The organism is Mycobacterium sp. ST-F2 (genome assembly GCF_001905655.1).
Classification (GTDB): domain Bacteria; phylum Actinomycetota; class Actinomycetes; order Mycobacteriales; family Mycobacteriaceae; genus Mycobacterium.
The window spans coordinates 1-25828 of record NZ_JMHT01000020.1; the positions used below are offsets into that span (position 1 = coordinate 1).

Here is a 25828-nt window from a genome sequence, read left to right on the forward strand (position 1 = left end):
AAAACGGAACAGCCCCAACGGTTGTCACCGCGTCCCGGGCCGACTTTCACGGACCGGCCACATCAGTAGTCGTGGAGTTCATCAGCGCCCACCTGGGTCACCGGGTGGGCGCTGATGGTCTCAAGTGGGGTGTCGAGTCGATGTGTGCCGTGCTTACCGAGTACGGCATTGCTATCGCCCCGTCGACGTATTACGCACATCGAGTCGGTGACGGCCCGTCAACGGCCGATCTGGCGGACGCGCAGATCATCGACGCGATCTGGCGGCTACGTAAGTCATCGGCATTGTTTAAGGTACTGGGCGCGCGCAAGACATGGATTGTACTGCGCACCAACGGAATTGATGTTTCTCGGTGCGTGGTGGAGCGAGTGATGCGGGAAATGGGGTGGCGCGGGGCGTGCAAGCGGCGCCGGGTGCTAACCACCGTTGCTGACCCGGCTGCGATGCGGGCTCCGGATCGGGTGCAGCGGTGTTTCGTCGCCGCGGCGCCGGACCGGTTGTGGGTGGCCGATTTCACCTATTGCCGTACCCGTGCCGGCTGGGCCTACACGGCGTTCGTCACTGACGTCTACGCCCGCAAGATCGTGGGCTGGAAGGTGGCCACCGAGATGACTCAGAAGCTGGTCACCGACGCGATAAATCACGCTATTGATACCCGGAAGCGTTCTGGTGCAACAACTTTGGCAGATCTCGTCCATCATAGCGATGCGGGCTCACAATATACGGCGGTCGCGTTCACTGAACACCTTGCTGCCGAAGGGATCTTGCCGTCGATCGGGACCGTCGGTGACAGCTTCGATAATGCCCTGGCCGAATCAGTGAACAGCAGTTACAAGACCGAGCTCATCGACAACCAGCCGCTGTATCCGGGAGCTACCGAGCTGTCCCTGGCAACGGCCGAATGGGTCGCGTTCTACAACCGTCAGCGGCCCAACGGCTACTGCCAGGACCTGACACCGGACCGGGCCGAAGCGCTCTACTACCATCGCCTCCAGCACCCTCAAACCGAGGAGGCACTCACATAACAGAGCCTCCGAACACGCCGGGGCGGATCATTCCTCTAGCGCCGCGAGGCTTTGGGACACTGCAGGTTGGCTCACGTCCAGGCTGCGAGCTCCCGCCGACAGGCTACCGGCCTCAGCTACTGCGACGAACGCACGCAGATGCCGAATGTCGATCCGCGGCTCCATCTAGCGATATACCCCTCCGGCGTCGTACCCGGCGTTTACTAGGGGTGCAAGGCGTAGGGCGGAGACACCTCGGTCGTAGAGTTGCATCTGCAGGATCTCCTTAAACCTCGGGCCGCATGGTTTTCGCGTCTCGCCAAGGATCTGAGCTGTCAGCGGTGTCGTGACGTCCGAGTTTCATACCGGTGTTTGGATACGACGCCAGCCCCACGCTCCAGTATGAACGGCAGTTGCCGTGATACTGTACCACTCCGTACACTGTCGGCGCGGCCGCCATCTTTGAGGCAGGAGTACAAGTGTCAACGTCAAACCGAACCGAGATCCGTGAACGCTTCCTTCTAGTCGAAACCGCCAACGTCTCTGACGTATTGGATTCCATGGGGTTAACCAATCGGGCCCTGTCGGCCGACTTTGTGCCGCGTTCGGGCACGCATTTGGCAGGCTGGGCTTACACGATCAGTGGCGATTCGATCAGCGGTGGCCCCCCGACCGACGAACTCAAGGTGCAAGCGTGCGCCGGAGTGCAGGACGGCGACGTCACGGTGTGGTCGGGGTCCGGAAACGGCGCCTGTTACTTCGGGGAGTTGATCGCTCTGGGTCTTCAGTCGCTCGGCTGTCGCGGTGCCCTCGTGGACGGCGGAGTGCGCGATATAGCCTGGCTCGAGCAGGCTCAATTCAGCACCTTCTCCACCTACCGCACGCCTATTCAGTCGATCGGGCGATGGCAGGTGCAGAGATGGGCCCAGCCGATCCTCCTTCCAGGGGCCAACGTTGAGGCTGTGACCGTTAGCCCCGGCGATTTCGTCCTCGGCGACATCGACGGGGTGGTGGTCATTCCTGCTGAGCATGTCCTGCAGGTCCTAGAGCGTTCAGAGGCGGTCACCGAGCGTGAGCGGGACATCAGGGTCGCCCTTCAACAGGGCATGAGTCTGCAAGACGCGATTGCGACCTTCGGCTCCATCTAGCAAAACATCTGCGTAACAACCGATTCAGACATAGCAACGCTTGGGACCCGCAGGATGCTCGAAACGTCGACGTGCGCCTCGCCAGACGTCCATAATCGCACGATCATGGTTACCGCATTCGTGCTTTCCGGAGGGGGGAGTCTGGGCGCGGTACAGGCGGGGATGCTCCTCAGTTTGTTCGAGGCGGGCGTCACGCCGGACATGGTCGTCGGCACGTCGGTGGGCGCATTCAACGGAGCGTGGGTAGCGGCCCGACCCGATGTCGCCGGAACCAAGGATCTAATCGGTGTGTGGCACTCATTGTCCAGACGAGACGTGTTTCCCACCCGCCTGAGTACCAGCGTGCTCTGCATCCTCGGGCGACGTCGACACTTCGCATCCGGTGACGGATTACGACGCATCCTTGGTCAGCACCTACGCTTTCAGTTACTCCAGGACGCCCCCACGCCGTTTCATTGCGTGGCAACCGACGTGCTGTCAGGGGAAGATGTGCTGCTCTCGTCGGGAGATGCGGCCGACGCCATCGCCGCGAGTGCGGCCATACCCGCGATCCTTCCGCCGGTGTGTATCGACGGCCGGGACCTGATGGATGGTGGCGTCGTCAACAACACCCCGCTGTCGCATGCCGTGGGACTCGGCGCCGACGTCATCTACGTGTTGCCAACCGGCTACGCGTGCGCTCTGCGATCTGCACCCAAAGGCGCGATGGGTTTGGCAATGCACGCAATGACGATCGCGATCAACCAGAGGCTCGCCAACGATGTCGATCGCTTCGAGGGCGCCGTCGACATCCGTGTGATCCCACCGCTGTGCCCGGTTCGCGTGGCGCCAACGGATTTCTCCCAGGCCGCGTCGCTGATCGAACAGTCCCACGCCGCCACCCATGACTGGCTGCGGCGCGCACATAGTGCGGTGGGGCAGGCCTCTCTGTTGGAACCGCACCGGGACAATTGATGACCCGTGCCACCGCCAAAGGCGCTGGACACCAACGGGTTACGATCCAAACACCGATGCCCACTGGTGGCGGCGACTATAGGCCAGAGGGACGTCGAGGTGACCGGGCTCTTGGACCGTTCGCGTAGTCAGCCAGCTGTGCGCGCAGTCGAATCCGGCTCCTCGATAGGCGGGAAGTGACCGTTCCAAGTGGAATCCCCAGGAGGATCGCGGTGTCGGCATAGGTGAGACCCTCGACGCCAACGTGGTACAGCACTTTCTGGAACCCCTCCGGCAGCGACCGCAGTGCTTCTTCTATTCGGCGGTCGGACAGACCGTCCAAGGCCTCGTCTTCCGCCGAGCGCGCGAACCGTGCCGAACGAGAAGTAATGCCAACGATCCCGATATCAGCAATTGCAACGACGCTAAAGGCCTCTGGGCGCCGTTGCTTCAGCCGGTGGGAGCTGATCCAGCGGTTGTGCATGATCCGATAGAGCCACGCCCTCAGATTGGTGCCAGGCTGGAAGCGGTCGAATCCCAGGAATGCGTTCATCATCGTGTCCTGAACCAAATCCTCCGCATCAACATCCCGGCGTGTGAGTCGCCGGGCCGAGCAGAGGAGCGCGGCACGATAGGGCAGGGCTTCACGTTCGAACCGCTCGGCAAGCGCCGGCGCCGACCCAGCTGGACACCTGGCGTTGGGCGTATCTCGACCCCTGTGCCCCGGATTCGACAGTGCCTCCGCGCCGTACTGAAGCGGTAGGTCTGTCATTGTGCCGAGATGCTCACGTAGTGGCCCGTCTTGCCTATTCCTATGTGTGACGACAATTGACTTTCCTTTATCGGACCGATGATCGCGTCTGTGTGCTGGGTACGTACACCTATTCACGCAGCGATTTGTTGGCACCGGTATGTCAGTGCGGTGTGTCTCCACGATCGGCAGTCATCGACGCACTCGGGGCGATAGCCTGTAGGGCGTCTGCGAGCGTCAAAATCGAGACTCCCAGTAGGACGATGTCCTTGATAAGGAACTGGCCGGTCATCGACAGGAGCGGGAATCCGCCGGCCGACGCCTCGCCCACTCCAGGAGTGGTGAAAAGAAAAGTCAGGGTGCTCACGAAGAGCAGAATTGCCAAGAGGCTCCCTGCCACCGAGATCGCAGGAAACCACGGCTTTACGACCAACAGTAGAGCGGTGACGATCTCGACGATGCCCAGCATCAGCGAAAAAGCGTCAACGCTGAACAGGTGATACATCCAACCCATGAAGGGACTATTCGACACCAAGGGTTGGATGTTCTGCGCCTCGTATGTGTGGAATTTCAGAATTCCTATCCACCCGATGACACCCGCCAAGCCGTAACGCGCGACGATATTGCCCACAGAGCTAACCGCAGACTCGGCATTCGACAATCTAGCCATGACGACTTTGATATCCGTAGCCATTAGTTATGCCTTCCGTTCTAGATTTTCGGGGACTGTATACGTCTAATATGCCTGAGTGGGGCACATCGTATTACTTTGGCGGATATGAACCGCATGTAAATGCACTTGCGACTGCCTGCAGGGCAAAAGATACACCGGAGCTATAGAGGGTGCGACCGCATGTCGGCTGATAGATGATCGTCTAGAAGTAGTGCTTTTACTTAGGTATCACATTCGCTTATGGCGGTTGTTTCATTCGGCGTTGCATTTCAGAAAGAGCGCACACTCAAGCGGTCGGAGTCCGCGTCAGTGCACCAACGGCGAACTCCGCTGCCTCTACCGCCATCCCGTTGTCCTTGTAGGCGCTGTGTGCTGCGCGATCTCGGCCGCCGGGAGAACAAACCGGATCGCCTGTTTCGCAGAGCTGGATCGTCCTGGCCAGGTAGGGATTGCCGATGACGATGGGTGGTGCGTTGCGCTGGAAGAGGGCCATGAAACCGGCCCCTGGGGTCCCAAAGAGTGCCACCGCGGCGATGTGGTCAGCCATCGCCGCGGGCATGGGGCCCGTGATGCCGGTCGGGAGTTCATAGTCCACCGGGATCGTGTCCTCGAGGGTATAGCCGACCACCGCGGCACCCTGCGAGTAACCGCCGAGGACGATCTTCGTGCTCGGGCAGGTAGTCGCAACGGACTGGACCTTGTTGCGCACGTCGACGATGCCTTCGGCTGCGTGTTTAAAGTCGAGCGATGCAGGATAGTTCGCCGCGTACACGTCCATGGACTTGCCGCCTAGGCGGTCGCTCACGGCGTCAACGAAGGCTTGCCCGGTCGCACCCACGCCTGGCTGTTCAAACGTCCCCCGAGCAAAAATCATCTGAACACTCGGACAGTCGGGTTCCGCTTCTGCGGTCCCAGTGGCCGGGGAAAATGGCGTGAGCATCGCAATGACGGAAAGGCCTGCGGCGGCCAACCTTCCGCAGGGTTTCGGTCGACTGCTGCGGTGTGCGGCGGCACTGATCATCATGAGTGTTCCTTTGCAGAGATGTCGTATGCGTCGAGGCGTGGCATCAGGCGGCTGGGATCGACGGGTGCAAGCGAGTGGCGTTCGTGAACTTGAGAGGGTCGTGGTTACCGCCGTCCGCGGTCGCTTGTGAACCGATACGTGGGGATGAAACGGCCTGCCGTTGCCTTGGTTTGACTGGTATGGCGGTCGCCTCCATCCGTGTCCTCGCTGGGCTTGCGGTACTCGCGATTCTGTACCGCGAACTGTACTACGGGGTACATCCACTCGCCCGGTGGTGTGGCTGTCGCCATCGTCGATGAGATCGAGGCCATGATCGAGGTCGCCTCCCGATGTGAAAGGCATTGCGGCCAAGAAGATCCGAGAAGTCAATCGCCCGTAATCCGGCAACGTCACCCGTCGACACGAAGGCGGCTATGCCGAGTGGCACTGCGGTCTACCTTGGTGAACACGTGAATGGCTCGCACGCCGACTGGGGTAAATCGCAAGGGTCGACGGGCTCTGGTGCGCAGGGGCGCTGTGACGATCGAGACCTTTTGACTTGAAGTCCTTAACCGTTCGCCTCTTTGTGGCGGGGCGGCGCCTTTGGGTTGAAGGCAATGCCTGCAATCACCGGTATTCGGGGTTGGCAAATCCGAATCGTGAACCGGCATCCCACTCTGCGCGTTGATTGCCGTACGCGGGAACCCCACCGGCTGAGCGCAGCAACGATGCGATGTGCATCAGGTTGTAGGTCATGAAGGTGGTGTTGCGGTTGGTGAAATCGTTGTCCGGGCCGCCGGACCCTTCGTCGAGGTAGGAGGGGCCCGGCCCGGCCGGGCCAACCCAACCCGCATCCGCTTGTGGCGGAATGACGTAGCCGAGATGCTGCAGGCTGTAGAGAACGTTCATCGCGCAGTGCTTGACGCCGTCCTCGTTACCGGTGATGAGGCACCCGGCGACGCGTCCGTAGTAGGCGTACTGCCCAGCGTCGTTGAATAGTCCCGAGCAGCCGTAGAGTCGCTCGATGACCCTCTTCATCACTGAACTGTTGTCGCCAAGCCATATCGGCCCGACAAGGACGAGGATGTCGGCGGCGATGATGCGTTCGTAGAGTGCGGGCCAGTCGTCGGTGTCCCAGCCATGCTCTGTCATGTCTGGATAGACGCCGGTGGCGATGTCGTGATCGATGGCCCGTATCTCGTCCACGGCGACGCCGTGCTTTTCGAACAGGGCGCGACTGATGTCGGCCAGACCTTGGCTATGGCTGCGCTCAGGCGACTTCTTCAAAGTGCAGTTGACGAACATCGCCCGTAGGCCATCAAAGGCAGGTGCTGCGTCGTCGTCTGGCGTCGCGATCTCGTTCACGGTGAGGTTCCCGTCTCGCTAGGCTTGCCCAAAATTGGACTGTGTGCGGCAGACTGTACTACGAGGTACACGGATGCGTCGCTGTTCGTGCCGGATGGACTCACCAAGCCCGCCATGACGTTGCCATCTCCGATCCTGGTCTGCGGAAAGGGCTGCAGCCGTGTCCTTCCGAGCGGACATCCGTCGACCTCCGATGGAGGCGGCTGAGTCCCGCGGTGGCCATTGGGCTCTGCAGCGGATCTCGTGCGTTGGCTTGCCGACCGAGGGCCACCGACTGGGTTCTACGCGTCGTCGAAAACGTCAACGAGAGTCGAGAGCCCACCACGATGACATGGCCGGGTGGACCGCAGATCGTTCTTCGGTGCTGGTGATGCTCGCACCCCCAAGGCCATGTCCGGGAAAGACAGAAAGATGTCGGACTGCCCGATGGTGAATTGCGTCCCGCCGTAGCTGACTGAGCCGCGGGCCGACGCCAGGGAAATCCCGGAAAACGTCAGGCTGAGCGCAGTCGAGCAGGGCCCGAGTCGTCGATCCGCCAGCCGCGTCGTGGATCCTGCGGTTCCGGAGCAGCTTTGGCCGCCAGGGACGTGATCTGGCGGCCAAAAGTGCAACCGCCAGGGTATTTGGCGATGATGATGCAGCGACGCGCTACTTTCGTGGTGGAGTTTCGACGCGCCGGCGGTCCGCTACCAGCCGCGCTCGGCGAGCCGATGAGGCTGCGCGATGTCCTCCACGTTGATTCCGACCATCGCCTCGCCGAGTCCGCGTGACACCTTGGCCAGCACGTCGGGGTCGTCGAAGAAGGTGGTGGCCTTCACGATCGCCGCGCCGCGCTCCTCGGGGTTGCCCGACTTGAAGATGCCCGACCCCACGAAGACGCCCTCGGCGCCCAACTGCATCATCATCGCGGCGTCGGCCGGGGTGGCGATGCCACCGGCGGTGAACAGCGTCACGGGCAGCTTGCCGGCCCGAGCCACCTCGACCACCAGGTCATACGGCGCCTGCAATTCCTTGGCCGCGACGTACAGCTCGTCTAACAGCACTCGATGCGGCCGTCAACACGGCCCGAACGAACGGCGAATCAGCCGGGGTAGTTGATCTGTTTCTGGTTGCCCTCGGGGTCGAGCTCGATGTAGCCGCTGTTGTTGAACTTGCCGGACACGTAGATCGAGATGGTGACGGTGTCCTGCGGCGCGGTGATGTCCTTGCTGCCCTTGATGGAGATGTAGACGGTGTTGATCTCGTTGCGCTTGATGCCCAGGGTCTCGGGTGCGCCGTGCAGAATGCCGGCAATCTTCGGGACGTCGAATTTGCCCAGGTCGACGACGCGCTCGTCGCTGCTGACCGAGGTGGTGTCGGGGTCGTCCCAGCCCCCGCGGTAGTCGTAGCGCAGCACCCGGCGCGGTTCGGCCGGATCGGCCCGCTCGAGGATCGCGTAGTCCGGGTAGATGGTCAGCTCGTAGCCGGTGGTGTCGCCGAACTTCTGCTTCATTTGAGTGAACAAGCCGGTCAGGCCACCGAGCGAATGCAGTTGGCGCGGCGGCGTCAGCACGATCGGGGTGATGCCGTCGGGCTTGGCGCCGGGGTCCTGGGCGGCGGTCAGCGGGGACTGGCCGGGCGCGGCGTAGACACCCCAGCCGATCGCGATGCCGACCACCAGTAGCACCGCGGCGCCCGCGGCCAGGACGCCCCAGCCGGTGGTGCGCACCGGGCGGCCCGCACCCGTCTTCAAGTTGGGCAGTTTCACCGACGAGTTCGAAGTCTGCAGATCGGTCACCAGGGCCCGCAGGTCCCCGAGGGTGACGGCATGGGTGGCCGCCGAGACCCGCTGCCGGTGCTCTTCGGCGGAGAGCTGTCCCTCGGCCAGTGCGCTGTCCAGGATCTGGCAGGTGTCGTTGCGGTCGCTGTCTTTCGCGCGGGTTGCTGCGGTGGCCACGGGGAAAGAGTAAAGGTCAGAGGCATGCCGCGGTGACCGTGGCCACAAGGCGGTCACCAGTGTGGCTACAACCCGGCTACATGCGCGCCATCACGCGTCGGGGCTCAGGCGCCCGACGTACTCTGGTCAACGTGCGATTGCAGCGGCAGGTGGTCGACTATGCGCTCCGGCGCAGGTCGCTGCTGGCCGAGGTCTATTCGGGCCGCACCGGCGTCACCGAGGTGTGTGATGCCAACCCCTACCTGCTGCGCGCCGCAAAATTTCATGGCCGGTCCAGTTCGGTGATGTGCCCCATCTGCCGAAAAGAACCACTGACATTGGTGTCGTGGGTGTTCGGCGATCACCTCGGGGCGGTGTCGGGTTCGGCCCGCAGCACCGAGGAGCTCGTCCTGCTGGCCGCCAAGTTCGACGAATTCGCGGTTCACGTGGTGGAGGTATGCCGCACTTGCAGTTGGAATCATTTGGTCAAGTCATATGTATTAGGGACGCCGAGTCCCCCGAAGGCAGCGAAGCCACGTGGCACCCGCGCCGCGCGCTCGAAAGCGCGCACCGCCAGTGAGTGACGGAATGAGCGGGCCCGGGCGCCACAGCCGGTCGGATAACAGCGCGACCAGAGGACCGGCAGCCGGCGCACCGCAAGGTCGCCCCGGCCCGGTGCCGCCGGATGACCGGCGCACCATGATCCTGCCGCCGGTCGCGAAGCCCGACGACCCACGGCTGCGGGACCCGATCGACGCCGTCAAGGCAGCGCTGGACGGCACCAAGCGCCCGAGCCAGCCCCCGCTGAGCCCGAGCACGAGCGCGGGTATGAACCCGCCGCCGAAGTCGCCGCCGCCACCACCCTCGGGGACGGGCGGCGGCAAGTCCGGCGGTCCGCAGTTGCCGCAGTTCAAGTGGAACTGGAAGGTCTTCCGGCGGCTCTGTTACGCGGGCGCCGTGGTGCTGTTGGTGCTGCCGGTCGTCACGTTCGCGATGGCGTACCTCATTGTCGACATTCCCAAGCCGGGTGACATCCGCACCAACCAGGTGTCGACCATCCTGGCGAGCGACGGCACCGAACTCGCGAAGTTCGTGCCTCCGGAAGGCAACCGCGTCGACGTCAACATCGACCAGATCCCGGTGCACGTCCGCAACGCGGTGATGGCCGCCGAGGACCGCGACTTCTACACCAACCCCGGCTTCTCGTTCTCCGGCTTCGCGCGCGCGTTCAAGAACAACATCTTCGGTGGCGACCTGCAGGGTGGGTCGACCATCACGCAGCAGTACGTGAAGAACGCGTTGGTCGGTGACGCCCGCTCCGGCGTGGGCGGCCTGGTCCGCAAGGCCAAGGAACTGGTGATCGCCACCAAGATGTCCCGGCAGTGGTCGAAAGACGAAGTGCTCCAGGCGTACCTGAACATCATCTATTTCGGCCGCGGCACCTACGGCATCGCCGCGGCGTCGAAGGCCTACTTCGGCAAACCTGTCGAGCAGCTCGACGTGGCCGAGGGGGCGTTGCTCGCGGCACTCATCCAGCGGCCGTCGACGCTGGACCCGGCCGTCGACCCGGAGGGCGCCGCCGAGCGCTGGAACTGGGTGCTCGACGGCATGGTGACGATGGGCGCGCTGTCCAAGGAGGACCGCGCACAGCAGAAGTTCCCGGCCACGGTGCCGCCCGAGCAGGCCCGGCAGCAGAACCAGACCGAGGGCCCCAACGGATTGATCCAGCGGCAGGTGATGAAGGAGCTGCAGAGCATCTTCAACATCAACGAGCAGGCGCTGAACACCGAGGGGCTGCAGGTCACAACGACCATCGACCCGAAGGCACAGGCGGCGGCCGAGGACGCGGTGTCGAAGTATCTGGACGGCCAGGCCGACGACATGCGAGCGGCGGTGGTGTCGGTCGATCCGCATACCGGCGGCATCAAGGCCTATTACGGCGGCTCCGACGCCAACGGCTTCGACTTCGCGCAGGCCGGTCTGCCGACGGGTTCGTCGTTCAAGGTCTTCGCGTTGGTGGCGGCCCTGGAGCAGGGCATCGGGCTGGGGTATCAGGTCGACAGCTCACCGGTGACGGTCAACGGCATCAACATCACCAACGTCGAGGGCGAGGGCTGCGGCACCTGCAGCATCGCCGAGGCACTCAAGCGGTCGCTGAACACCAGCTACTACCGGTTGATGCTCAAGCTCAAGCACGGCGCGCAGGACGTCGCCGACGCCGCGCACAAGGCCGGTGTCGCCGACAGCTTCCCGGGCGTCGAGCACACCCTCTCCGAGGACGGCAAGGGCGGTCCGCCCAACAACGGTGTGGTGCTGGGCCAGTACCAGAGCCGCGCGCTCGACATGGCGTCCGCGTACGCGACGCTGGCGGCGTCCGGCGAGTACCACAAGCCGCACTTCGTGCAGAAGGTCGTCAACGGCGACGGACAGGTGCTGTTCGATGCGGCGTCCCAGGACAACTCGGGCGAGCAGCGGATTCCGAAGGCCGTCGCCGACAACGTGACCTCGGCGATGCAGCCCATCGCCGGTTACTCACGCGGCCACAACCTCGCCGGTGGCCGGCCGTCCGCAGCCAAGACCGGCACCGTGCAGCTCGGTGACACCGGCGCCAACCGCGACGCGTGGATGGTCGGCTACACGCCGTCGCTGTCCACCGCGGTGTGGGTGGGTACGACGGCCGGGACGCAGCCGCTGGTGAACAAGGGCGGCGGGCCGGTGTACGGCTCGGGTCTGCCGTCGGACATCTGGAAGTCGACGATGGACGGTGCGCTGAAGGGCACCGACAACGAGTCGTTCCCCAAGCCCACCGCCATCGGCGGGTACGCGGGCGTCCCGCAGGCGCCGCCGGTGGTCAAGCCGCCGACGCCGGATGATCAGCAGGGCCCGCCGCCGGGCGCACCGACCGAGACGGTGGTCCAGCCGACGCTCGTCGTCGCTCCGGGTATCACCATCCCGTTCGGCCCGCCGACCACCATGCAGGTGGCCCCGCACCAGGATGCGCCGCCGCCGCCCGGTGGTGGCGACCCGAACCAGCCTGGCCCCCCGCCGCCGCCGTGACGGCCGACGAACCAGACGAGTCCGACGTTCCGACGGTCTCGCCTGCCCGGCTGGCCCGGGACCTGCGCAGCGCCGACGACCGCGACCTGCCCAGCCGCACCGACGTGATGGGTGCGGCACTGTCGGGCGTCGTGGGCGGTCCGGTTGGTCGGCACGCGATGATCGGCCGGGCGCCGTTCCTCACGCCGTTCCGGGTGATGCTGCTGATCGCGCTGGTCTTCCTCGGGCTGGGCTACACCACCAAGGCGCCGTGCCTGGTGACGACGGGCTCCGGTACCGCCGATCAGCGCGTGGCCAATTGGCAGAACCAGCGGGCCTACTACGAGTTCTGCTACTCGGACACCGTGCCGCTGTACACCGCGGAGCTGCTGAATCTGGGCAAGTTCCCGTACAAGTCCAGCTGGATAGAGACCGACAGCGCCCACAAGCCGCGCGTCCAGTACGACGGCACCCGCGCCGTCCGGTACATGGAATATCCGGTGCTGACCGGTATGTACCAGTACGCGTCGATGTCGGTGGCCAAGACCTACACGGCGATCTCCAAGCTGGTCCGAATGCCGGTGGTCGCCGAGGTGATCATGTTCTTCAACATCTCGGCGTTCGGGCTGGCCCTGGCCTGGATGGCCACGGTCTGGGCGACCATGCTCATGTCCGGGCGCCGGCCGTGGGACGCCGCGATCGTGGCGGGGTCGCCGATCCTGATCTTCCAGGCGTTCACCAACTTCGACGCGCTCGCCACGGCGTGTGCCGCCGGCGCCATGCTCGCCTGGTCGCGCCGAAAACCGGTGTTGGCCGGGCTGCTGATCGGGGTCGGGGTAGCCCTCAAGCTCTATCCGCTGCTGCTGCTGATCCCGCTGGCGATGCTGGCGGTGCGGACCGGCAAGTGGCGGCCGGTGGCCAAGACCGCGATCACCGCGCTCGTGACGTGGATCGCGGTGAACCTGCCGATCATGATCATGTACCCGCGGGGGTGGTCGGAGTTCTTCCGGCTCAACACCCGGCGCGGCGACGACATGGACTCGGTCTACAACGTCGTGAAGTCGTTCACCGGTTGGAGCGGCTTCGACACCAACCTCGGATTCTGGGAGCCGCCGACGGTGCTCAACACCGTCACCGCGGTGCTGTTCGTCCTGTGTTGTGCGGCAATCGCTTACGTCGCGTGGACCGCGCCGCAGCGGCCCCGGCTGGCGCAGCTGGCCTTCCTGGTCGTCGCGGCGTTCCTGCTGACCAACAAGGTGTGGAGCCCGCAGTACTCGCTGTGGCTGGTGCCGCTGGCCGCGCTTGCGCTACCGCACCGTCGAATCCTGTTGGCATGGATGACCATTGACGCGCTGATCTGGATTCCGCGGATGTTGTACCTGTACGACGACCCCAAGCTGGGCCTGCCCGAACAGTTCTTCACCACAACGGTGCTGCTGCGCGACATCGCGGTGATCGGCTTGTGCGCGTTGGTCATTCGCGCCATCTACCGGCCGGAGGTGGATCTGGTCCGCTGGGGCGGCCGGGTGGACGATCCGTCCGGCGGCATTTTCGACGAAGCCGGCGACAATCCGCCGCGCCGGCTGCCGGCCCGCTTGCGGCCGCGCCCGACGGCCGTCGCCGAACCGGATCCCGACCCCGAGCCGGAGCTTGCGCCCACGGCATAAATGGGCTGCTTTCCGCGGCCGGCGATGGCAGGGTCAGGACGTGACCGAACTGACCTTCTCCGATTCCGTCGTCGTCGACACCGATCCCGAAACGCTCTACGCCCTGGTCTCCGACGTGACCAACATGGGTAAGTGGAGCCCGCAGTGCAAAGAGTGCTGGTGGGAGGACGAGGACGCCGGCCCGGTGGCCGGCGCCTGGTTCAAGGGCCGCAACGAGGCCGGCGACCGGGTGTGGGAGACCCGCAGCCAGGTGGTGGTTGCCGAGCCGGGCCGAGAGTTCGTCTGGGAGGTCAACGGCGGCTGGGTGCGCTGGGGCTTCACGCTCGATCCCGTCGACGACGGCACGCGCCTGACGCAGTCGTGGGAGTTCCTGCCGGCCGGGATCGCGGGCTTCCACGAGCGCTGGCCCGACGACGCCGAAGCCCAGATCGCGCTCCGGACCAAGTACGCGAAGGAAGGCATCCCGCTGACGCTGGCCGCGATCAAGAAGTCGGTCGAGGCCTAGGTGTACTGACCTGAGAGGTTAGGTACGCGGCTGGCAGGTGGTTGGCCGCCGAGTGCGTGCGCACAGACCACGCAGGTCGCTTTTGCGGCGCGCTGGCTGCACATCCGCGGTGTCCGCTCGCTCTCTCCCTTGGCAACTTCGATCTGGAGCCGTCAACTTTCCTTGACGTCAAGGAAAGTTTGACGGCCCGGGATCGAACCCGGCAGAGGAGAGCTTGCCCCGACTCAGCCCTGATAGGGCGGCGGGTACTGCGGAAAGTATGGCGGCGTAGCCGGCCGCTCCGCTCTGATCCACGCGGTGGTTGACGGCAGCAGCACCAGGACCATCGTGACGATGGGGAATGCCAGGCCGACAAAGGCGCTGACGGCACTTTCGGGCGAGTTCCAGTCACCCGACGTCACGGTGGTGGTGAAGACGGAGGTCATCAGGTTGCTCACGATGGCCACCGCACATCCACTGACCACCAGCCACCGGCCGAGCATCTTGCGGCGAAAGAGCAGCACGGCGCCGGCGATGAGCAGCACGCTCAGTACCGTGCCGAGCACGAGCGCGATGATCACCACGGCGACCATTCCGATGGCGAGGATGCCGAAGATGCTGTCGAGGAATTCGAGATCAGAGCGGTCGAAGTTACTGCCGATCGACGCGATGGCGATCAGGAAGAACAGCGAGACGGCGGTGATGCCGAGGCTGAGCAATCCGCCCAGTGCAGCCAGCACGCCGGCGGTGATCGCGGTGCCGCCACTCGGCTCGGCTGGGACCGCCGGCGCGGCGGGGTAGGCGCCTGGCTGCGGGTACTGCGGGTACGTCACGTTCTGCCTTTGCCGCCGGGTTCGTCCACTCAGCCCTGGTACGGCGGGTACTGCGGAAAGTACTGCGGGGCAACCGGATTGCGCTTGGCCTGGATCCACGCTGTCGTCGAGGGCACCAGGGCCAGCACGATGGTCGCGATGGCGAAGAGCACGCCGACCATGTCCGCGCCGATGCCGCGGCTGTAGGAATAGTCGCCGATCGAATCAGGCGTCAACGTGAAGTTGATCAGGGCGCTCAGAATGGAAATGCCGCATCCCGCGGTGATCAGCCAGCGGCCGACCGGTTTGCGCATCAGCAGGGTCAATGCTCCGGCGAGCAAGAACGCCCCGGAGATGATGTTGAGCGTCGTGATGGCGATCAGGCTTCCCCAACCGCTGTCGGTGGCCGATTCGCGCATCATGGCCGAGAGCCCGAGCGCCTGGGCAGACCCGCCGAAGAAGTGCGTCAACCCACCGAGTAGCGCCAGCACGCCCGCGGTGACCGCGGTACCTCCGCTGGGTGCAGCGGGCGTGGGTGGGGGCGGAAATCCGCCGGGATAGGCACCCGGTTGCGGGTAACCCTGCTGGTAGACGGGTTGCGGTGGGTAGCCCTGCTGCGGATATCCCGGGTACCCCGGCTGCTGCGGGGGCCCGGGCTGCCCCGGAAACCCCTGGCCGTAGGGCCCCTGCGGATAGGTCATGCGTCCCCCTCGCCGACAACGATCGTGCGCCTAGCCTAGCGATCGTGACGGCCCCGTCAGGTCGGTGCGTCTGAGTACCGATTTCGCAGCTCAGGGCCTCTTCGGGTAACCTGACCCGGTTGCCGACGCAGGCGACCCTCCTGCCACGGAACACGCCGTGGCCGATACGACCATAGGAGGTGATGGGTTCCACATGCGTCCATACGAAATCATGGTCATTCTCGACCCCACACTTGACGAGCGCACCGTAGCTCCGTCGCTGGAGACGTTCCTGAACGTCGTCCGCAAAGACGGCGGCAGCGTCGAAAAGGTGGACATCTGGGGCCGTCGCCGGCTGGCTTACGAGATCGCCAAGCACGGTGAAGGCATCTACGCGGTTGTCGACCTGAAGGCCGAACCGGCCACGGTCAGCGAGCTCGACCGTCAGCTGAACCTGAATGAGTCGGTGTTGCGTACCAAGGTCCTGCGGACCGACAAGCACTAGAAGCACCGAAGCTCTGCGGATTTGTCGCGGGCCTTGCGTAGGCTCGCGCCTAATTCACCCAATCCGTCCCAGGAGGATCTCGTGGCTGGTGACACCACCATCACCGTTATCGGAAACCTGACCGCTGACCCGGAACTGCGGTTCACGCCGTCCGGTGCTGCTGTTGCGAACTTCACCGTGGCCTCGACGCCGCGGATGTTCGACCGGCAGAGCAATGAGTGGAAGGACGGGGAGGCGCTGTTCCTCCGCTGCAACATCTGGCGCGAGGCGGCCGAGAACGTCGCCGAGAGCCTGGTCCGGGGGTCGCGTGTCATCGTGACCGGCCGGCTGAAGCAGCGCTCGTTCGAGACCCGTGAGGGCGAGAAGCGCACCGTGATGGAGGTCGAGGTCGACGAGATCGGCCCGTCCCTGCGGTACGCGACGGCGAAGGTGAACAAGGCCAACCGCAGTGGCGGCGGCGGTGGCGGCTTCGGCGGCGGCGGGGGTTCCCGTCCGTCCGCTGGTGGCGGCGCTCCGGCCGACGACCCGTGGGGCAGCGCCCCGGCTTCGGGTTCGTTCGGCGGCGCCGACGACGAGCCGCCCTTCTGATCCACGTAATTGGCTGGGCAACCAGCTAGACCCAGAAAGAGAAAGACATGGCCAAGGCCACCAAGCGGCGTCCGGCGCCGGAAAAGCCGGTCAAGACCCGCAAGTGCGTGTTCTGCTCCAAGAAGGCGCAGACCATCGATTACAAGGACACCGGACTGCTCCGGACCTACATCAGCGAGCGCGGCAAGATCCGTGCCCGTCGCGTCACCGGTAACTGCGTGCAGCACCAGCGCGACATCGCCATCGCCGTGAAGAACGCCCGCGAGGTTGCGTTGCTCCCGTTCAGCTCGGCGACTCGATAGGGAGGACTGAGAAATATGAAGCTCATTCTGACCACTGAGGTCGACCACCTGGGTTCGGCCGGCGACACCGTTGAGGTTCGCGACGGCTACGGCCGCAACTACCTGCTGCCCCGCGGCCTGGCCATCGTGGCCACCCGTGGTGCCGAGCGTCAGGCCAACGAGATCCGTCGTGCGCGTGACGCCAAGACGGTTCGCGACCTGGACCACGCCAACGAGCTGAAGCAGGCGATCGAGGCCCTCGGCCCCGTGTCGCTGGCTGTCAAGGCCGGTGCCGACAGCGGCAAGCTGTTCGGTTCGGTGACCGCGAGCGACGTCGTCGCCGCGATCAAGAAGGCCGGTGGCCCGAACCTGGACAAGCGCACCGTCGAGCTGCCCAAGGCGCACATCAAGTCGGTCGGCACCCACAAGATCGCGGTGCGTCTGCACCCGTCGGTCAACGTGCCGGTGTCGCTGGCTGTCGTCGCCGGATAGGGACGCAGTAGCTCAAACAGCAGAACGCCCGGGTGGAGTCAATCTTTGACTTCGCCCGGGCGTTTTCTGTTGACAGCGGGCGAATTTTTTCAGCCAATGTGCAAACGGTGATCTACGCCGGCTGTTAACCTGCGCGGCCCTTTTCTGCCATGCCCACGCAACACAACACGCCCGAGATGGCTACCTGGCACGACACGCCGAACCAATTCTCATACACAGGGTGAAAGCCGATATATAGGCCGCTGACCTGCATGTTTGGGAATTTACTTGCGAGTATTCCACAAGTTCTCCCCAGCCGGTCAACATCGCTGTCCACGCCTTTCCACATTTCATCCACAAGGTTGCTAACAGGGGTGGTTTCGGGCCGCGCCAGCAACGCCTAACGTGATGCGTCGCGCGACAGGTGAGCCGGCTTGCGGTCCGACTTGTCGGTGCGGTGAAGTACGGTCACAAGTAGCTCGTTCGAACGTTTGTTTGATATCGATTTTCGGGGAGGAGGAGCGCTTCGTGGCTGTCGCTGACGACCTGGGTCGTTCCGACATGGAGGAGCCGCCCAGCGAGGATTTCGGCCGGCAACCGCCGCAGGACATGGCTGCCGAGCAGTCGGTGCTGGGCGGCATGTTGCTGTCCAAGGACGCGGTCGCCGACGTCCTGGAGCGCCTTCGTCCCGGTGACTTCTACCGCCCGGCGCACCAGAACATCTACGACGCCATCCTGGACCTGTACGGCCGCGGGGAGCCCGCTGACGCCGTCACGGTCGCCGCGGAGCTCGACCGCCGCGGTCTGCTCAAGCGCATCGGTGGCGCGCCGTATCTGCACACCCTGATCTCCACCGTGCCCACCGCCGCCAACGCGGGCTTTTACGCCGGCATCGTCGCGGAGAAGGCCACGCTGCGTCGCCTCGTCGAGGCCGGCACGCGCGTGGTGCAGTACGGCTACGCGGGCGCTGACGGCGCCGATGTGGCCGACCTGGTGGATCGCGCGCAGGCCGAGATCTACGACGTCACGCAGACCCGCAGCAGCGAGGATTTCACCGTCCTGGAGGAGCTGCTGCAGCCCACCATGGACGAGATCGACGCCATCGCCTCCCAGGGCGGCATCTCGCGCGGCATCCCGACCGGCTTCACCGAGCTCGACGAGATCACCAACGGTCTGCACCCGGGCCAGATGATCATCGTGGCCGCGCGCCCGGGTGTGGGTAAGGCGCTGGCGCTCGACACCCCGCTGCCCACGCCCGGCGGCTGGACCACCATGGGTGACGTCTCGGTGGGCGACGAGCTGATCGACGCCAACGGACGGGCCACCCGCGTGGTCGCCGCGACTCCGGTGATGGAGGAGCGGCCGTGCTACGAGATCGATCTGTCGGACGGCACCACCATCGTGGCCGACGCGTCGCATCAGTGGCCCACGGGCCGCGGCATCGTCACCACCGCGACCCTGCGGGCCGGGGCCGACCGGCTCGAGCCGGCCTTGACCGCCGGTGGCCTGGCCGTGCTGACGCGTCCCGTGACGATCACCGATGTGCGCCGGGTGGAGTCGGTGCCGGTGCGTTGCGTCGAGGTCGACAACCCGGCCCACCTGTACCTGGCCGGGCGGTCGATGGTGCCCACGCACAACTCGACGATCGGACTGGACTTCATGCGGTCCTGCTCCATCAAGCACCAGCAGGCCAGCGTCATCTTCTCGCTGGAAATGAGCAAGACCGAGATCGTCATGCGACTGCTTTCGGCCGAAGCCAAGATCAAGCTCGGCGACATGCGTTCGGGCCGCATGAGCGACGACGACTGGACCAAGCTGGCCCGCCGCATGAGCGAAATCTCCGAGGCGCCGCTGTACATCGACGACTCACCGAACCTGACCATGATGGAGATTCGGGCCAAGGCCCGGCGTCTGCACCAGAAGGCCAACCTGCGGCTCATCGTCGTGGACTACATGCAGCTGATGACCTCGGGTAAGAAGTTCGAGTCCCGGCAGCAGGAAGTCTCGGAGTTCTCGCGGTCGCTGAAGTTGATGGCCAAGGAACTCGAAGTTCCCGTGGTCGCCATCAGCCAGCTGAACCGTGGCCCCGAACAGCGCACCGACAAGCGCCCGCAGGTGTCGGACCTGCGTGAGTCCGGCTGCCTGACGGCCTCGACGCGAATTCTGCGCGCCGACACCGGCGCTGAGGTCACCTTCGGTGAGTTGATGGCGACGGGGGAGCGGCCGCTGGTGTGGACGCTCGATGACCGCAAGCGGATGGTCGCGCGGCCGATGACCAACGTGTTCTACAGCGGACACAAGGAAGTCTTCCTGCTGCGCCTGGCATCGGGGCGTCAGGTCGAGGCCACCGCCAACCACCCGTTCATGACGCTCGATGGCTGGGTTTCCTTGGGCGACTTGGCCGTTGGTGATCGTCTTGCGGTGCCGCGGCGGGTACCCGAGCCCGTGCACACCGAGCGGATGGATCAGTCCGAGGTGATCATGCTCGCGCACATGATCGGCGACGGGTCGTGCGTAGAGCGCCAGCCGGTCCGCTACGCGTCGATCGATGAGGAAAACCTGGCTGCGGTGTCCGTCGCTGCGTGGCACTTCGGCGTGACGCCGATTCGCGACGAATACGCTGCGGCTCGCGTGACAACGCTTCGACTGCCCGCGCCGTACCGGTTGACGCACGGCAAGCGGAATCCGATTGCGGCGTGGCTGGACAAGCTGGGGCTCTTCGGGAAGCGCAGTTACGAAAAGTTCGTTCCCAAAGAGGTTTTCGCGCTGCCCAACGATCAGGTGGCGCTGTTCTTGCGGCACCTGTGGGCGACGGATGGCTCGGTGCGGTGGGACGAGAAGGTCGGTATCGGTCGCATCTACTACGCGACGACGAGCAGGCAGTTGGCGGATGATGTCGTGCAGTTGCTATTGCGCGTCGGTGTACTTGGGCGGATCGCACGGGTCAAGAAAGCTGGATATCGCGACTGCTGGCACGTTTACGTCGACCGCGCCGACAACCAGATCGCGTTCGTGACGAAGATCGGGGTGCACGGCGCCCGTGGGGATAAGGCTCGTGAAGTATTCCTCGAGCTGAAGAAACGGACTGGGCGGCCGGGGAGCGACACCCTTCCGCCCGCGGTGTGGGATGTCGTGCGATCAAAGATGGCTGTGAAGGGCTGGACGAATCGCGATCTCAAGCTTGCGACGAATGTCGTTGCTTCCGAAGAACGTTGGAAGACTTCGCCTGGTCGGGAAAAAGTCCACCGCATCGCAGCAGCGCTGGATGATCGTGAGTTGCACGACCTCGCCAGGAACGATGTCTTCTGGGATGAAATCGTCGAGATCACCAGTATCGGTGAACACGATGTCTACGACGGCACCGTCATGGGTACACATAACTTTGTAGCTAACTGCATAAATATGCATAATAGTCTTGAACAGGACGCCGACATGGTCATGCTCCTGCACCGCCCGGACTCCATCGACCGCGACGACCCGCGCGGTGGTGAAGCCGACATCATCCTGGGCAAGCACCGTAACGGCCCGACCGCGAATATCACTGTGGCACACCAGCTTCACTTCTCGCGGTTTACAAATATGGCGCGGTAGAGCGCTGCAGTCCTTGACGTCACACCCGACCACGGTCAGCTAGCGCACTGACCGGGTCGGGTGTGTCGTGCCCCCGGCAGCCGGTTAGGTCGGGAAATCCGCGCTGCGAGAGAGCGTTTCGTTGGCTCGGATGTCGGCCAGGTTCTGCTCCAGCGCATCGATGACGGCGTCGTATCCGCTGTTGCCCAGAACCAGCCGGTGGGGCGGCGGGTCCTGGGCCATCGCCGCGATCACCGCGCGGGCACCGCGGCGCGGATCGCCGGGCTGCACCCCATCCATCCCAACGAAGGCGGCGCGGACCTGTTCCAGCATGTCGTGATACTCCGGAATCGCTTCCGCGACAAGCTCGTTCGCGAATCCGGCGTAGGCGTTCGTGCGAAAAGCTCCCGGTTCGACCGCCAACACCGAAATGCCCTGTGCGGCAACCTCGTTGCGCAGCGCATCGGTGACGGCCTCAATGGCGAACTTCGTCGCGCTGTAGTAGCCGAATCCAACCGCCGACACCAGCCCGGCCACCGAGGACACGTTGACGATCCACCCGCTGCCCCGGGCACGCATCCCCGGCAGCACTGCGCGCGTCACCGATAGCACCGCGAAGAAGTTCAGCTCGAACATCGCCCGCAGTGAGGACTCGTCCATTCCCTCGATCGATCCATACCAACCGCGGCCGGCGTTGTTGACCAGCACGTCGATACCGCCGAAGTGCTCCTCGGCCATATGTACCGCGCGCTGCACCTGCGCCGTATCGGTGAGTTCCAGCGGCAGGACGAGAACGCGGTTGCCGTACTGGTCGGCCCAGGCCGCCAGCTCCTGCGGACGCCGGGATGTGAGCACCACGCGGTCTCCCGTCTCCAGCGCTGCCTCGGCGAAGGCCACCCCGAAGCCGCCGGGCGTGCCTCCGGTGATGAACCATCTCCTGCTCATGGCTCGATCACCAACCGGCTGATCGACGCGCCGTCGAGGGTGAAGCGGAAGTGCAGGTCGACGACCCCGCCGGGGAAGTCGCCCTCCAGGTGCTGCCCGAGGTCGATGGTGGTGTCAGTGATGGTCGCGCCGGTGAACTCGGAGGTGTAGGTGTATTCGCCGGCCGACGCGGTCAGCCAGGCCCCGATCTCGTCACGGCCCGGGTAATCGTGCCCCTCGTCGGTCACGACCGCATCGGCGGTGAACGTGGCGAGCGCTCGGCCGTCCTCCGGGGTGGTGAGCGCAGTCATGAATGTCTTGATGGTGTCCGGGAGTGCATCCCAATCTGTGGTCATGACCCCACGGTGGGGCTTCCCGTAGGGGGAGGGTCAAGCCTGTGCCGTGATGTTGACCTTGCCCTAGGGGGAGACTGCAGGATGGCCTCAGCCGATAACGCGGGCGGTGGATCGCATGAGGAGGGCGTCGTGGGCGCACAGGTTTCGATCGGTGACTTCGCCGTGATGACCAGCCTGAGTAGGAAGGCGCTACGGCACTACCACGACATCGGGATTCTCGAGCCGGCTCACATCGATGCGCACACCGGCTACCGCTTCTACGACACCAGCCAGGTCGATCACGCACACATCATTCGCCGGTTCCGTTCCCTGGGCATGTCCATTCCCGACATCAAGGCGCTGCTGAGCACCGACGACGCCGCCACCCGCACCGAGATCATCACGACTCATCTCGAACAGATGGAGGAGCAGCTGCAGCAGACCCGCGACACCGTTGGCGCGCTGCGCGAGTTGCTTTCTCCCGTGCAGACCCCCGCCTTTGTTGCAGTGCGCCATGAGCCTGCGCTGGCCGTCTGGTCCGTCGGCGCCACCATCGAGATTTCCGAGATCGACAGCTGGTTCGCGGCGACGTTGAAGAAACTGCTGGACGCCGTTGCCGCAGCAGCAGGCACACCATCCGCCGTCGTGCTGGGCGGCCTCTACGACCGGGCACTGTTCCTCGAATCGCGCGGCGAGGCAACCCTGTTCGTGCCCGCGCCGCAATCTACGGACCCACCGGAGGGCGTCCGGGCCGAGGTCCTACCCAAGGCCGAATACGCGGTGCTCACCCACTCCGGTGGTCATGACGAAAGCATCGACCGCAGCTACGGCGCCCTGGGCATATACGCCAACGAGCATCTGATCAGCGGCCAGGGTCCGATCCGCGAGCACTACCTCGGCGCCACGCCCTCAGATCCGACAACGTTCACCGCCACGGAGATTTGTTGGCCGATCTTCAGCACCACTCCACCGCCAACATGACAGCACCTCCTGGCATCGCGAAACTTCGGATTTCTGAGCCGGGCTGAAGTGCGCGCTGTGGGCCGCTGAACTCACCACTCTCACTGAGTCCGTGTCCAGTACGACTTACTCAACCAAAAGGTTGACAATGCGCGCCTCTGCGCGCACACTCGTACTCAACCAAAAAGTTGAGGAACACAATGACCGACCAGTTGTCGAAAGTATTTGCGGCACTGAGTGATCCGCTCCGGCGGGACATGGTGACCCGGCTGACGAGGGCTGACGCGACGGTCAGCGAGCTCGCCGAACCGTACGACGTCAGCATGCAAGCGGTCTCCAAGCACCTCAAAGTGCTTGAGGATGCCGGCCTGGTCAGCCGGGGCCGCGCAGCACAGACCCGGCCCGTGCACTTGGAAGCGCAGGTGTTCGACCTGATGACGAAATGGATCGAGCGTTACCAACGGCAGGCCGAACAGCGCTACCAGCGCCTGGATGCCGTGCTGGCCGAAATGAATGACACCGAAGTGAAACCGCGACGAAAGGGCAGAGCATCATGAACACCGCGCAGGCCGTCATCGAAGCCGACAAGGATGTTCCACTCATCCGCATCACCCGTGATTTCCATGCCACCCCAGCACAATTGATGAAGGCGCACACCGACCCGGAGTTGTTCGCCCGCTGGGTCGGACCTGACGGCATGGACACCCGGATCCTTGAGTGGGACGCCCGAAACGGTGGCAGCTGGCGTTATGTCGCGGTCCGCGACGGCCAGGAGTTCGGCTTCCGCGGGTGCTTCCACACCGTCGCCGACGACAAGATCGTGCAGACCTTCACCTTCGAGGGCATGCCCGACGACGTGTCCCTCGAGACGTTGTGGTTCGAGGATCTCGGCGATGGCCGCACCCGGTTGCACGCACAGTCGTTGGTGGACAGCTTCGAAGGACGCGACGCGTGGCTGGCCTCGGGGATGGAGACGGGCGTCGACCAGGGCTACGCCAAACTCGACGCACTGGTCGGCGAACTCTGAGTACCATGGCTGCCCTCACCGAGCTCACACCCGCTGACCGGCACCGCGCCATTGCCGCTGGGTTCACCGAACATGCTGCGGCGGTGCAGGATTGGTCAGCTCCAACGCCGGTGACCGACTGGACCGCGGGCGACATCGTCGCGCACCTGGTCGGTTGGTTCACCGAATTCCTCAGTGCGGGAGGCGTGGCGTTGCCTGCCGGCCCAGCCGTCACAGATGACCCGCTCGCGGCGTGGACCGCGCACACCGCGGCAGTGCAGGGTCTGCTCGACAGCGACGCGGCCGACGGCGATTTCAGCCATCCGATGGCGGGCACTCACCGGCTTGCCGATGCAATCGACCGCTTCTACACCGCCGACGTGTACATGCACACGTGGGACCTGGCCACCTCCAATGGCCGAAAGTCCGGGCTGGACCCCGAATTCGCCACGCACATGCTCGTGGGCATGGTCGGAATAGAGGACCTGCTGCGCTCATCGGGGCAGTACGGACCACCCGTCGCGGTGGCGGACGATGCCGACCCGGTGACCCGACTGGTGGGGTTCATCGGTCGGGACCCGGCGTGGTCGGCGAGACGGTAGGCGCGCTTGGTTGGTTGGACAGAGCAGACGCCATTTTGTAGCCTCCTCGACAACTAACGCACATGGACGGTCGGTTCGACAGAGCTGACGTCGACAGCGTCAAAGGATCCGCAGTCTTGAAGGTTCACTCGCGATTTGTGGCGAATCGCGCCGTCCACAGGCCCGTGGTCGGCGCCATCGCCGGAGTGGCGGCCCTGAGCGTGGTGTGGGGTGGCGTCGCAAGCGCCGACCCACCGCAAGACGGCCTGGCGCAGATCCACGAGTTGTCCCGCCAGGTCGAACAGCTGTCCGACACGATCCGCAATGCGCAGCCGGAGCTCGACGCGAAGCTGCAATCACTGAAGCAGGCGGACAAGAAGCACTCCGACGATCTCGCCGGCCTCGAGGCGACCAAAACCCAGCTGAACACCTACCAGCAGGACGTTGACCAGTATGCCGCCGCGGCCTACATGGGCGGGCGAACCGACGGCGTCAGCGCGATCCTGACCGCGTCGTCGCCCTCGAACCTGATCGACACCCTGGCCGTCCAGCGCGTGGTGGGCGCTGAGATATCCGAGCAGATGCGTGGCTTCCGCCAGGCCTACCAGGACGCGCGGGCCATCGAGGAGGCCTCGGCAAAGTCCGCGGCTGACGCGAAGGCGGCCGTCGACGCGGCCGCTGCGGTGCGAGCGGACCTGCAGAACATGCGTGCTCGGCTGCGGAAGCAGATGGCCGCCGTCAACGCGAGCTATGCCGCGTTGTCCCCGGCCCAGCAGGAGGGGTTGGTTCTTCCGACAGCGGCCGTCACGGCAGCGTTGGGTCCGATCGCGCCCATCCCCACGGTCGGGATGACCGGTCTGGTCCCCAATGCGAAGGTGATCGTGGATTACATCATGGCCACCTACCCCGGCGTGAAGTCGATTGGCGGCGTGCGCGCGGATCGGCTTCCTGATCACCCGAGCGGGCATGCGGTGGACATCATGATCGGCTCGGACATGGGTCTCGGGGATGAGATAAGGGCCGACCTCGAGAGTCAGGCGGCACGCTTCGGCATCGCCTACACGATGTGGCGGGTGGCTTCCCACTTCGACCACGTCCACGTGACCGTCTCCTGAGCTCGGCGACGGCCGACGCCG

At 64.7% G+C, this 25828-nt stretch carries 27 protein-coding genes and 1 pseudogene; 17 read left to right on the forward strand and 11 right to left on the reverse strand.

Annotated features, from left to right (window positions below; all coding sequences use genetic code 11):
• Window positions 1-1025 (forward strand): IS3 family transposase (locus EB75_RS08720; RefSeq protein ID WP_286150132.1); only part of this gene is annotated, 1025 nt, incomplete at its 5' end.
• Window positions 1026-1052: 27 nt separating this feature from the next.
• Here EB75_RS08720 and EB75_RS08725 read toward each other — a convergent pair.
• Window positions 1053-1190: a helix-turn-helix domain-containing protein gene (locus tag EB75_RS08725; RefSeq protein WP_083612099.1), complete on the reverse strand. Its 138-nt coding sequence runs from the start codon at window positions 1188-1190 to the stop codon at window positions 1053-1055.
• A 293-nt stretch (window positions 1191-1483) separates the two neighbouring features.
• Here EB75_RS08725 and EB75_RS08730 point away from each other — a divergent pair, with 293 nt between their 5' ends.
• Together EB75_RS08730 and EB75_RS08735 are read left to right on the forward strand one after the other, a co-directional pair.
• Window positions 1484-2152 carry an RraA family protein gene (locus EB75_RS08730; protein ID WP_073695036.1) on the forward strand — a complete coding sequence of 223 codons (669 nt, stop codon included), beginning with the start codon at window positions 1484-1486 and terminating at the stop codon, window positions 2150-2152.
• Window positions 2153-2257: 105 nt separating this feature from the next.
• Window positions 2258-3106 carry a patatin-like phospholipase family protein gene (locus EB75_RS08735; protein ID WP_073695060.1) on the forward strand — a complete coding sequence of 283 codons (849 nt, stop codon included), beginning with the start codon at window positions 2258-2260 and terminating at the stop codon, window positions 3104-3106.
• 76 nt (window positions 3107-3182) lie between these two features.
• Here EB75_RS08735 and EB75_RS08740 read toward each other — a convergent pair whose 3' ends face one another.
• From EB75_RS08740 to EB75_RS08765, 6 genes and pseudogenes are all read right to left on the reverse strand, one after another.
• Window positions 3183-3857 carry a sigma-70 family RNA polymerase sigma factor gene (locus EB75_RS08740; RefSeq protein ID WP_083612101.1) on the reverse strand — a complete coding sequence of 225 codons (675 nt, stop codon included), beginning with the start codon at window positions 3855-3857 and terminating at the stop codon, window positions 3183-3185.
• Between the two features lie 142 nt (window positions 3858-3999).
• Window positions 4000-4506: a YkgB family protein gene (locus EB75_RS08745; RefSeq protein ID WP_046365446.1), complete on the reverse strand. Its 507-nt coding sequence runs from the start codon at window positions 4504-4506 to the stop codon at window positions 4000-4002.
• A gap of 289 nt (window positions 4507-4795) precedes the next feature.
• The gene (locus EB75_RS08750) at window positions 4796-5530 is read right to left on the reverse strand and encodes a cutinase family protein (protein ID WP_073695062.1); all 735 of its coding nucleotides are present in this window, start codon (window positions 5528-5530) and stop codon (window positions 4796-4798) included.
• Window positions 5531-6139: 609 nt separating this feature from the next.
• Window positions 6140-6817, reverse strand: coding sequence for a flavodoxin family protein (locus EB75_RS08755; protein ID WP_046365437.1), 678 nt, complete (start codon window positions 6815-6817; stop codon window positions 6140-6142).
• A gap of 746 nt (window positions 6818-7563) precedes the next feature.
• Window positions 7564-7911, reverse strand: a pseudogene (locus tag EB75_RS08760) (beta/alpha barrel domain-containing protein); the annotation flags it as partial.
• Window positions 7912-7958: 47 nt separating this feature from the next.
• Complete coding sequence (locus EB75_RS08765) at window positions 7959-8813, reverse strand: DUF1707 SHOCT-like domain-containing protein (RefSeq protein WP_073695037.1); 855 nt, start codon at window positions 8811-8813, stop codon at window positions 7959-7961.
• A gap of 131 nt (window positions 8814-8944) precedes the next feature.
• Here EB75_RS08765 and EB75_RS08770 point away from each other — a divergent pair, with 131 nt between their 5' ends.
• Genes EB75_RS08770 through EB75_RS08785 form a run of 4 tightly spaced genes read left to right on the forward strand, consistent with a single transcriptional unit; the run spans window position 8945 to window position 14000 of the window.
• Window positions 8945-9376 carry a DUF5318 domain-containing protein gene (locus EB75_RS08770; RefSeq protein WP_073695038.1) on the forward strand — a complete coding sequence of 144 codons (432 nt, stop codon included), beginning with the start codon at window positions 8945-8947 and terminating at the stop codon, window positions 9374-9376.
• A gap of 4 nt (window positions 9377-9380) precedes the next feature.
• Window positions 9381-11849, forward strand: a complete 2469-nt coding sequence (locus EB75_RS08775) for a transglycosylase domain-containing protein (protein ID WP_168176014.1) — start codon at window positions 9381-9383, stop codon at window positions 11847-11849.
• Entirely contained in the window at window positions 11846-13495 is a 1650-nt protein-coding gene (locus tag EB75_RS08780; RefSeq protein WP_073695040.1) for a glycosyltransferase family 87 protein, read from the forward strand. The genes EB75_RS08775 and EB75_RS08780 overlap by 4 nt, the downstream gene beginning before the upstream one ends.
• Window positions 13496-13535: 40 nt before the next feature.
• The gene (locus EB75_RS08785) at window positions 13536-14000 is read left to right on the forward strand and encodes an SRPBCC family protein (RefSeq protein WP_073695041.1); all 465 of its coding nucleotides are present in this window, start codon (window positions 13536-13538) and stop codon (window positions 13998-14000) included.
• A 224-nt stretch (window positions 14001-14224) separates the two neighbouring features.
• Here EB75_RS08785 and EB75_RS08790 read toward each other — a convergent pair whose 3' ends face one another.
• Both EB75_RS08790 and EB75_RS08795 read right to left on the reverse strand, forming a co-directional pair.
• Entirely contained in the window at window positions 14225-14812 is a 588-nt protein-coding gene (locus EB75_RS08790) for a hypothetical protein (RefSeq protein WP_073695042.1), read from the reverse strand.
• Window positions 14813-14841: 29 nt separating this feature from the next.
• On the reverse strand, window positions 14842-15492 hold the full coding sequence (locus EB75_RS08795; RefSeq protein ID WP_073695043.1) for a hypothetical protein: 651 nt from the start codon (window positions 15490-15492) through the stop codon (window positions 14842-14844).
• A 193-nt stretch (window positions 15493-15685) separates the two neighbouring features.
• On the opposite strand from EB75_RS08795, the gene rpsF reads away from it, so the two are divergent.
• The 5 genes from rpsF (at window position 15686) to EB75_RS08820 (ending at window position 20907) form a co-directional block, all read left to right on the forward strand.
• A complete protein-coding gene (gene rpsF / locus EB75_RS08800) occupies window positions 15686-15976 on the forward strand; it encodes a 30S ribosomal protein S6 (RefSeq protein WP_073695044.1) in 291 nt (96 codons plus the stop codon).
• 81 nt (window positions 15977-16057) lie between these two features.
• Entirely contained in the window at window positions 16058-16564 is a 507-nt protein-coding gene (locus tag EB75_RS08805; RefSeq protein ID WP_073695045.1) for a single-stranded DNA-binding protein, read from the forward strand.
• A 47-nt stretch (window positions 16565-16611) separates the two neighbouring features.
• Window positions 16612-16866, forward strand: coding sequence for a 30S ribosomal protein S18 (gene rpsR, locus EB75_RS08810; RefSeq protein ID WP_073695046.1), 255 nt, complete (start codon window positions 16612-16614; stop codon window positions 16864-16866).
• A gap of 15 nt (window positions 16867-16881) precedes the next feature.
• Entirely contained in the window at window positions 16882-17337 is a 456-nt protein-coding gene (gene rplI, locus EB75_RS08815; protein ID WP_073695047.1) for a 50S ribosomal protein L9, read from the forward strand.
• 507 nt (window positions 17338-17844) lie between these two features.
• Window positions 17845-20907 (forward strand): replicative DNA helicase, encoded by a 3063-nt coding sequence (locus EB75_RS08820; RefSeq protein ID WP_073695048.1) that lies wholly within the window; start codon window positions 17845-17847, stop codon window positions 20905-20907.
• 84 nt (window positions 20908-20991) lie between these two features.
• Here EB75_RS08820 and EB75_RS08825 read toward each other — a convergent pair whose 3' ends face one another.
• Complete coding sequence (locus EB75_RS08825; protein ID WP_073695049.1) at window positions 20992-21831, reverse strand: SDR family NAD(P)-dependent oxidoreductase; 840 nt, start codon at window positions 21829-21831, stop codon at window positions 20992-20994.
• A complete protein-coding gene (locus tag EB75_RS08830) occupies window positions 21828-22166 on the reverse strand; it encodes a hypothetical protein (protein WP_073695050.1) in 339 nt (112 codons plus the stop codon). Before EB75_RS08830 ends, EB75_RS08825 begins: the two co-directional genes overlap by 4 nt.
• 81 nt (window positions 22167-22247) lie before the next feature.
• On the opposite strand from EB75_RS08830, the gene EB75_RS08835 reads away from it, so the two are divergent.
• From EB75_RS08835 to EB75_RS08855, 5 genes are all read left to right on the forward strand, one after another.
• Entirely contained in the window at window positions 22248-23126 is an 879-nt protein-coding gene (locus EB75_RS08835) for a MerR family transcriptional regulator (protein ID WP_073695051.1), read from the forward strand.
• Between the two features lie 179 nt (window positions 23127-23305).
• Window positions 23306-23662, forward strand: a complete 357-nt coding sequence (locus EB75_RS08840) for an ArsR/SmtB family transcription factor (protein WP_073695052.1) — start codon at window positions 23306-23308, stop codon at window positions 23660-23662.
• A complete protein-coding gene (locus EB75_RS08845; RefSeq protein WP_073695053.1) occupies window positions 23659-24132 on the forward strand; it encodes an SRPBCC family protein in 474 nt (157 codons plus the stop codon). The genes EB75_RS08840 and EB75_RS08845 overlap by 4 nt, the downstream gene beginning before the upstream one ends.
• Window positions 24133-24137: 5 nt before the next feature.
• Window positions 24138-24713 carry a maleylpyruvate isomerase N-terminal domain-containing protein gene (locus EB75_RS08850; RefSeq protein WP_073695054.1) on the forward strand — a complete coding sequence of 192 codons (576 nt, stop codon included), beginning with the start codon at window positions 24138-24140 and terminating at the stop codon, window positions 24711-24713.
• A 116-nt stretch (window positions 24714-24829) separates the two neighbouring features.
• Window positions 24830-25807, forward strand: coding sequence for a VldE C-terminal domain-containing protein (locus EB75_RS08855; RefSeq protein WP_142239501.1), 978 nt, complete (start codon window positions 24830-24832; stop codon window positions 25805-25807).
• Window positions 25808-25828 lie beyond the last annotated feature (21 nt).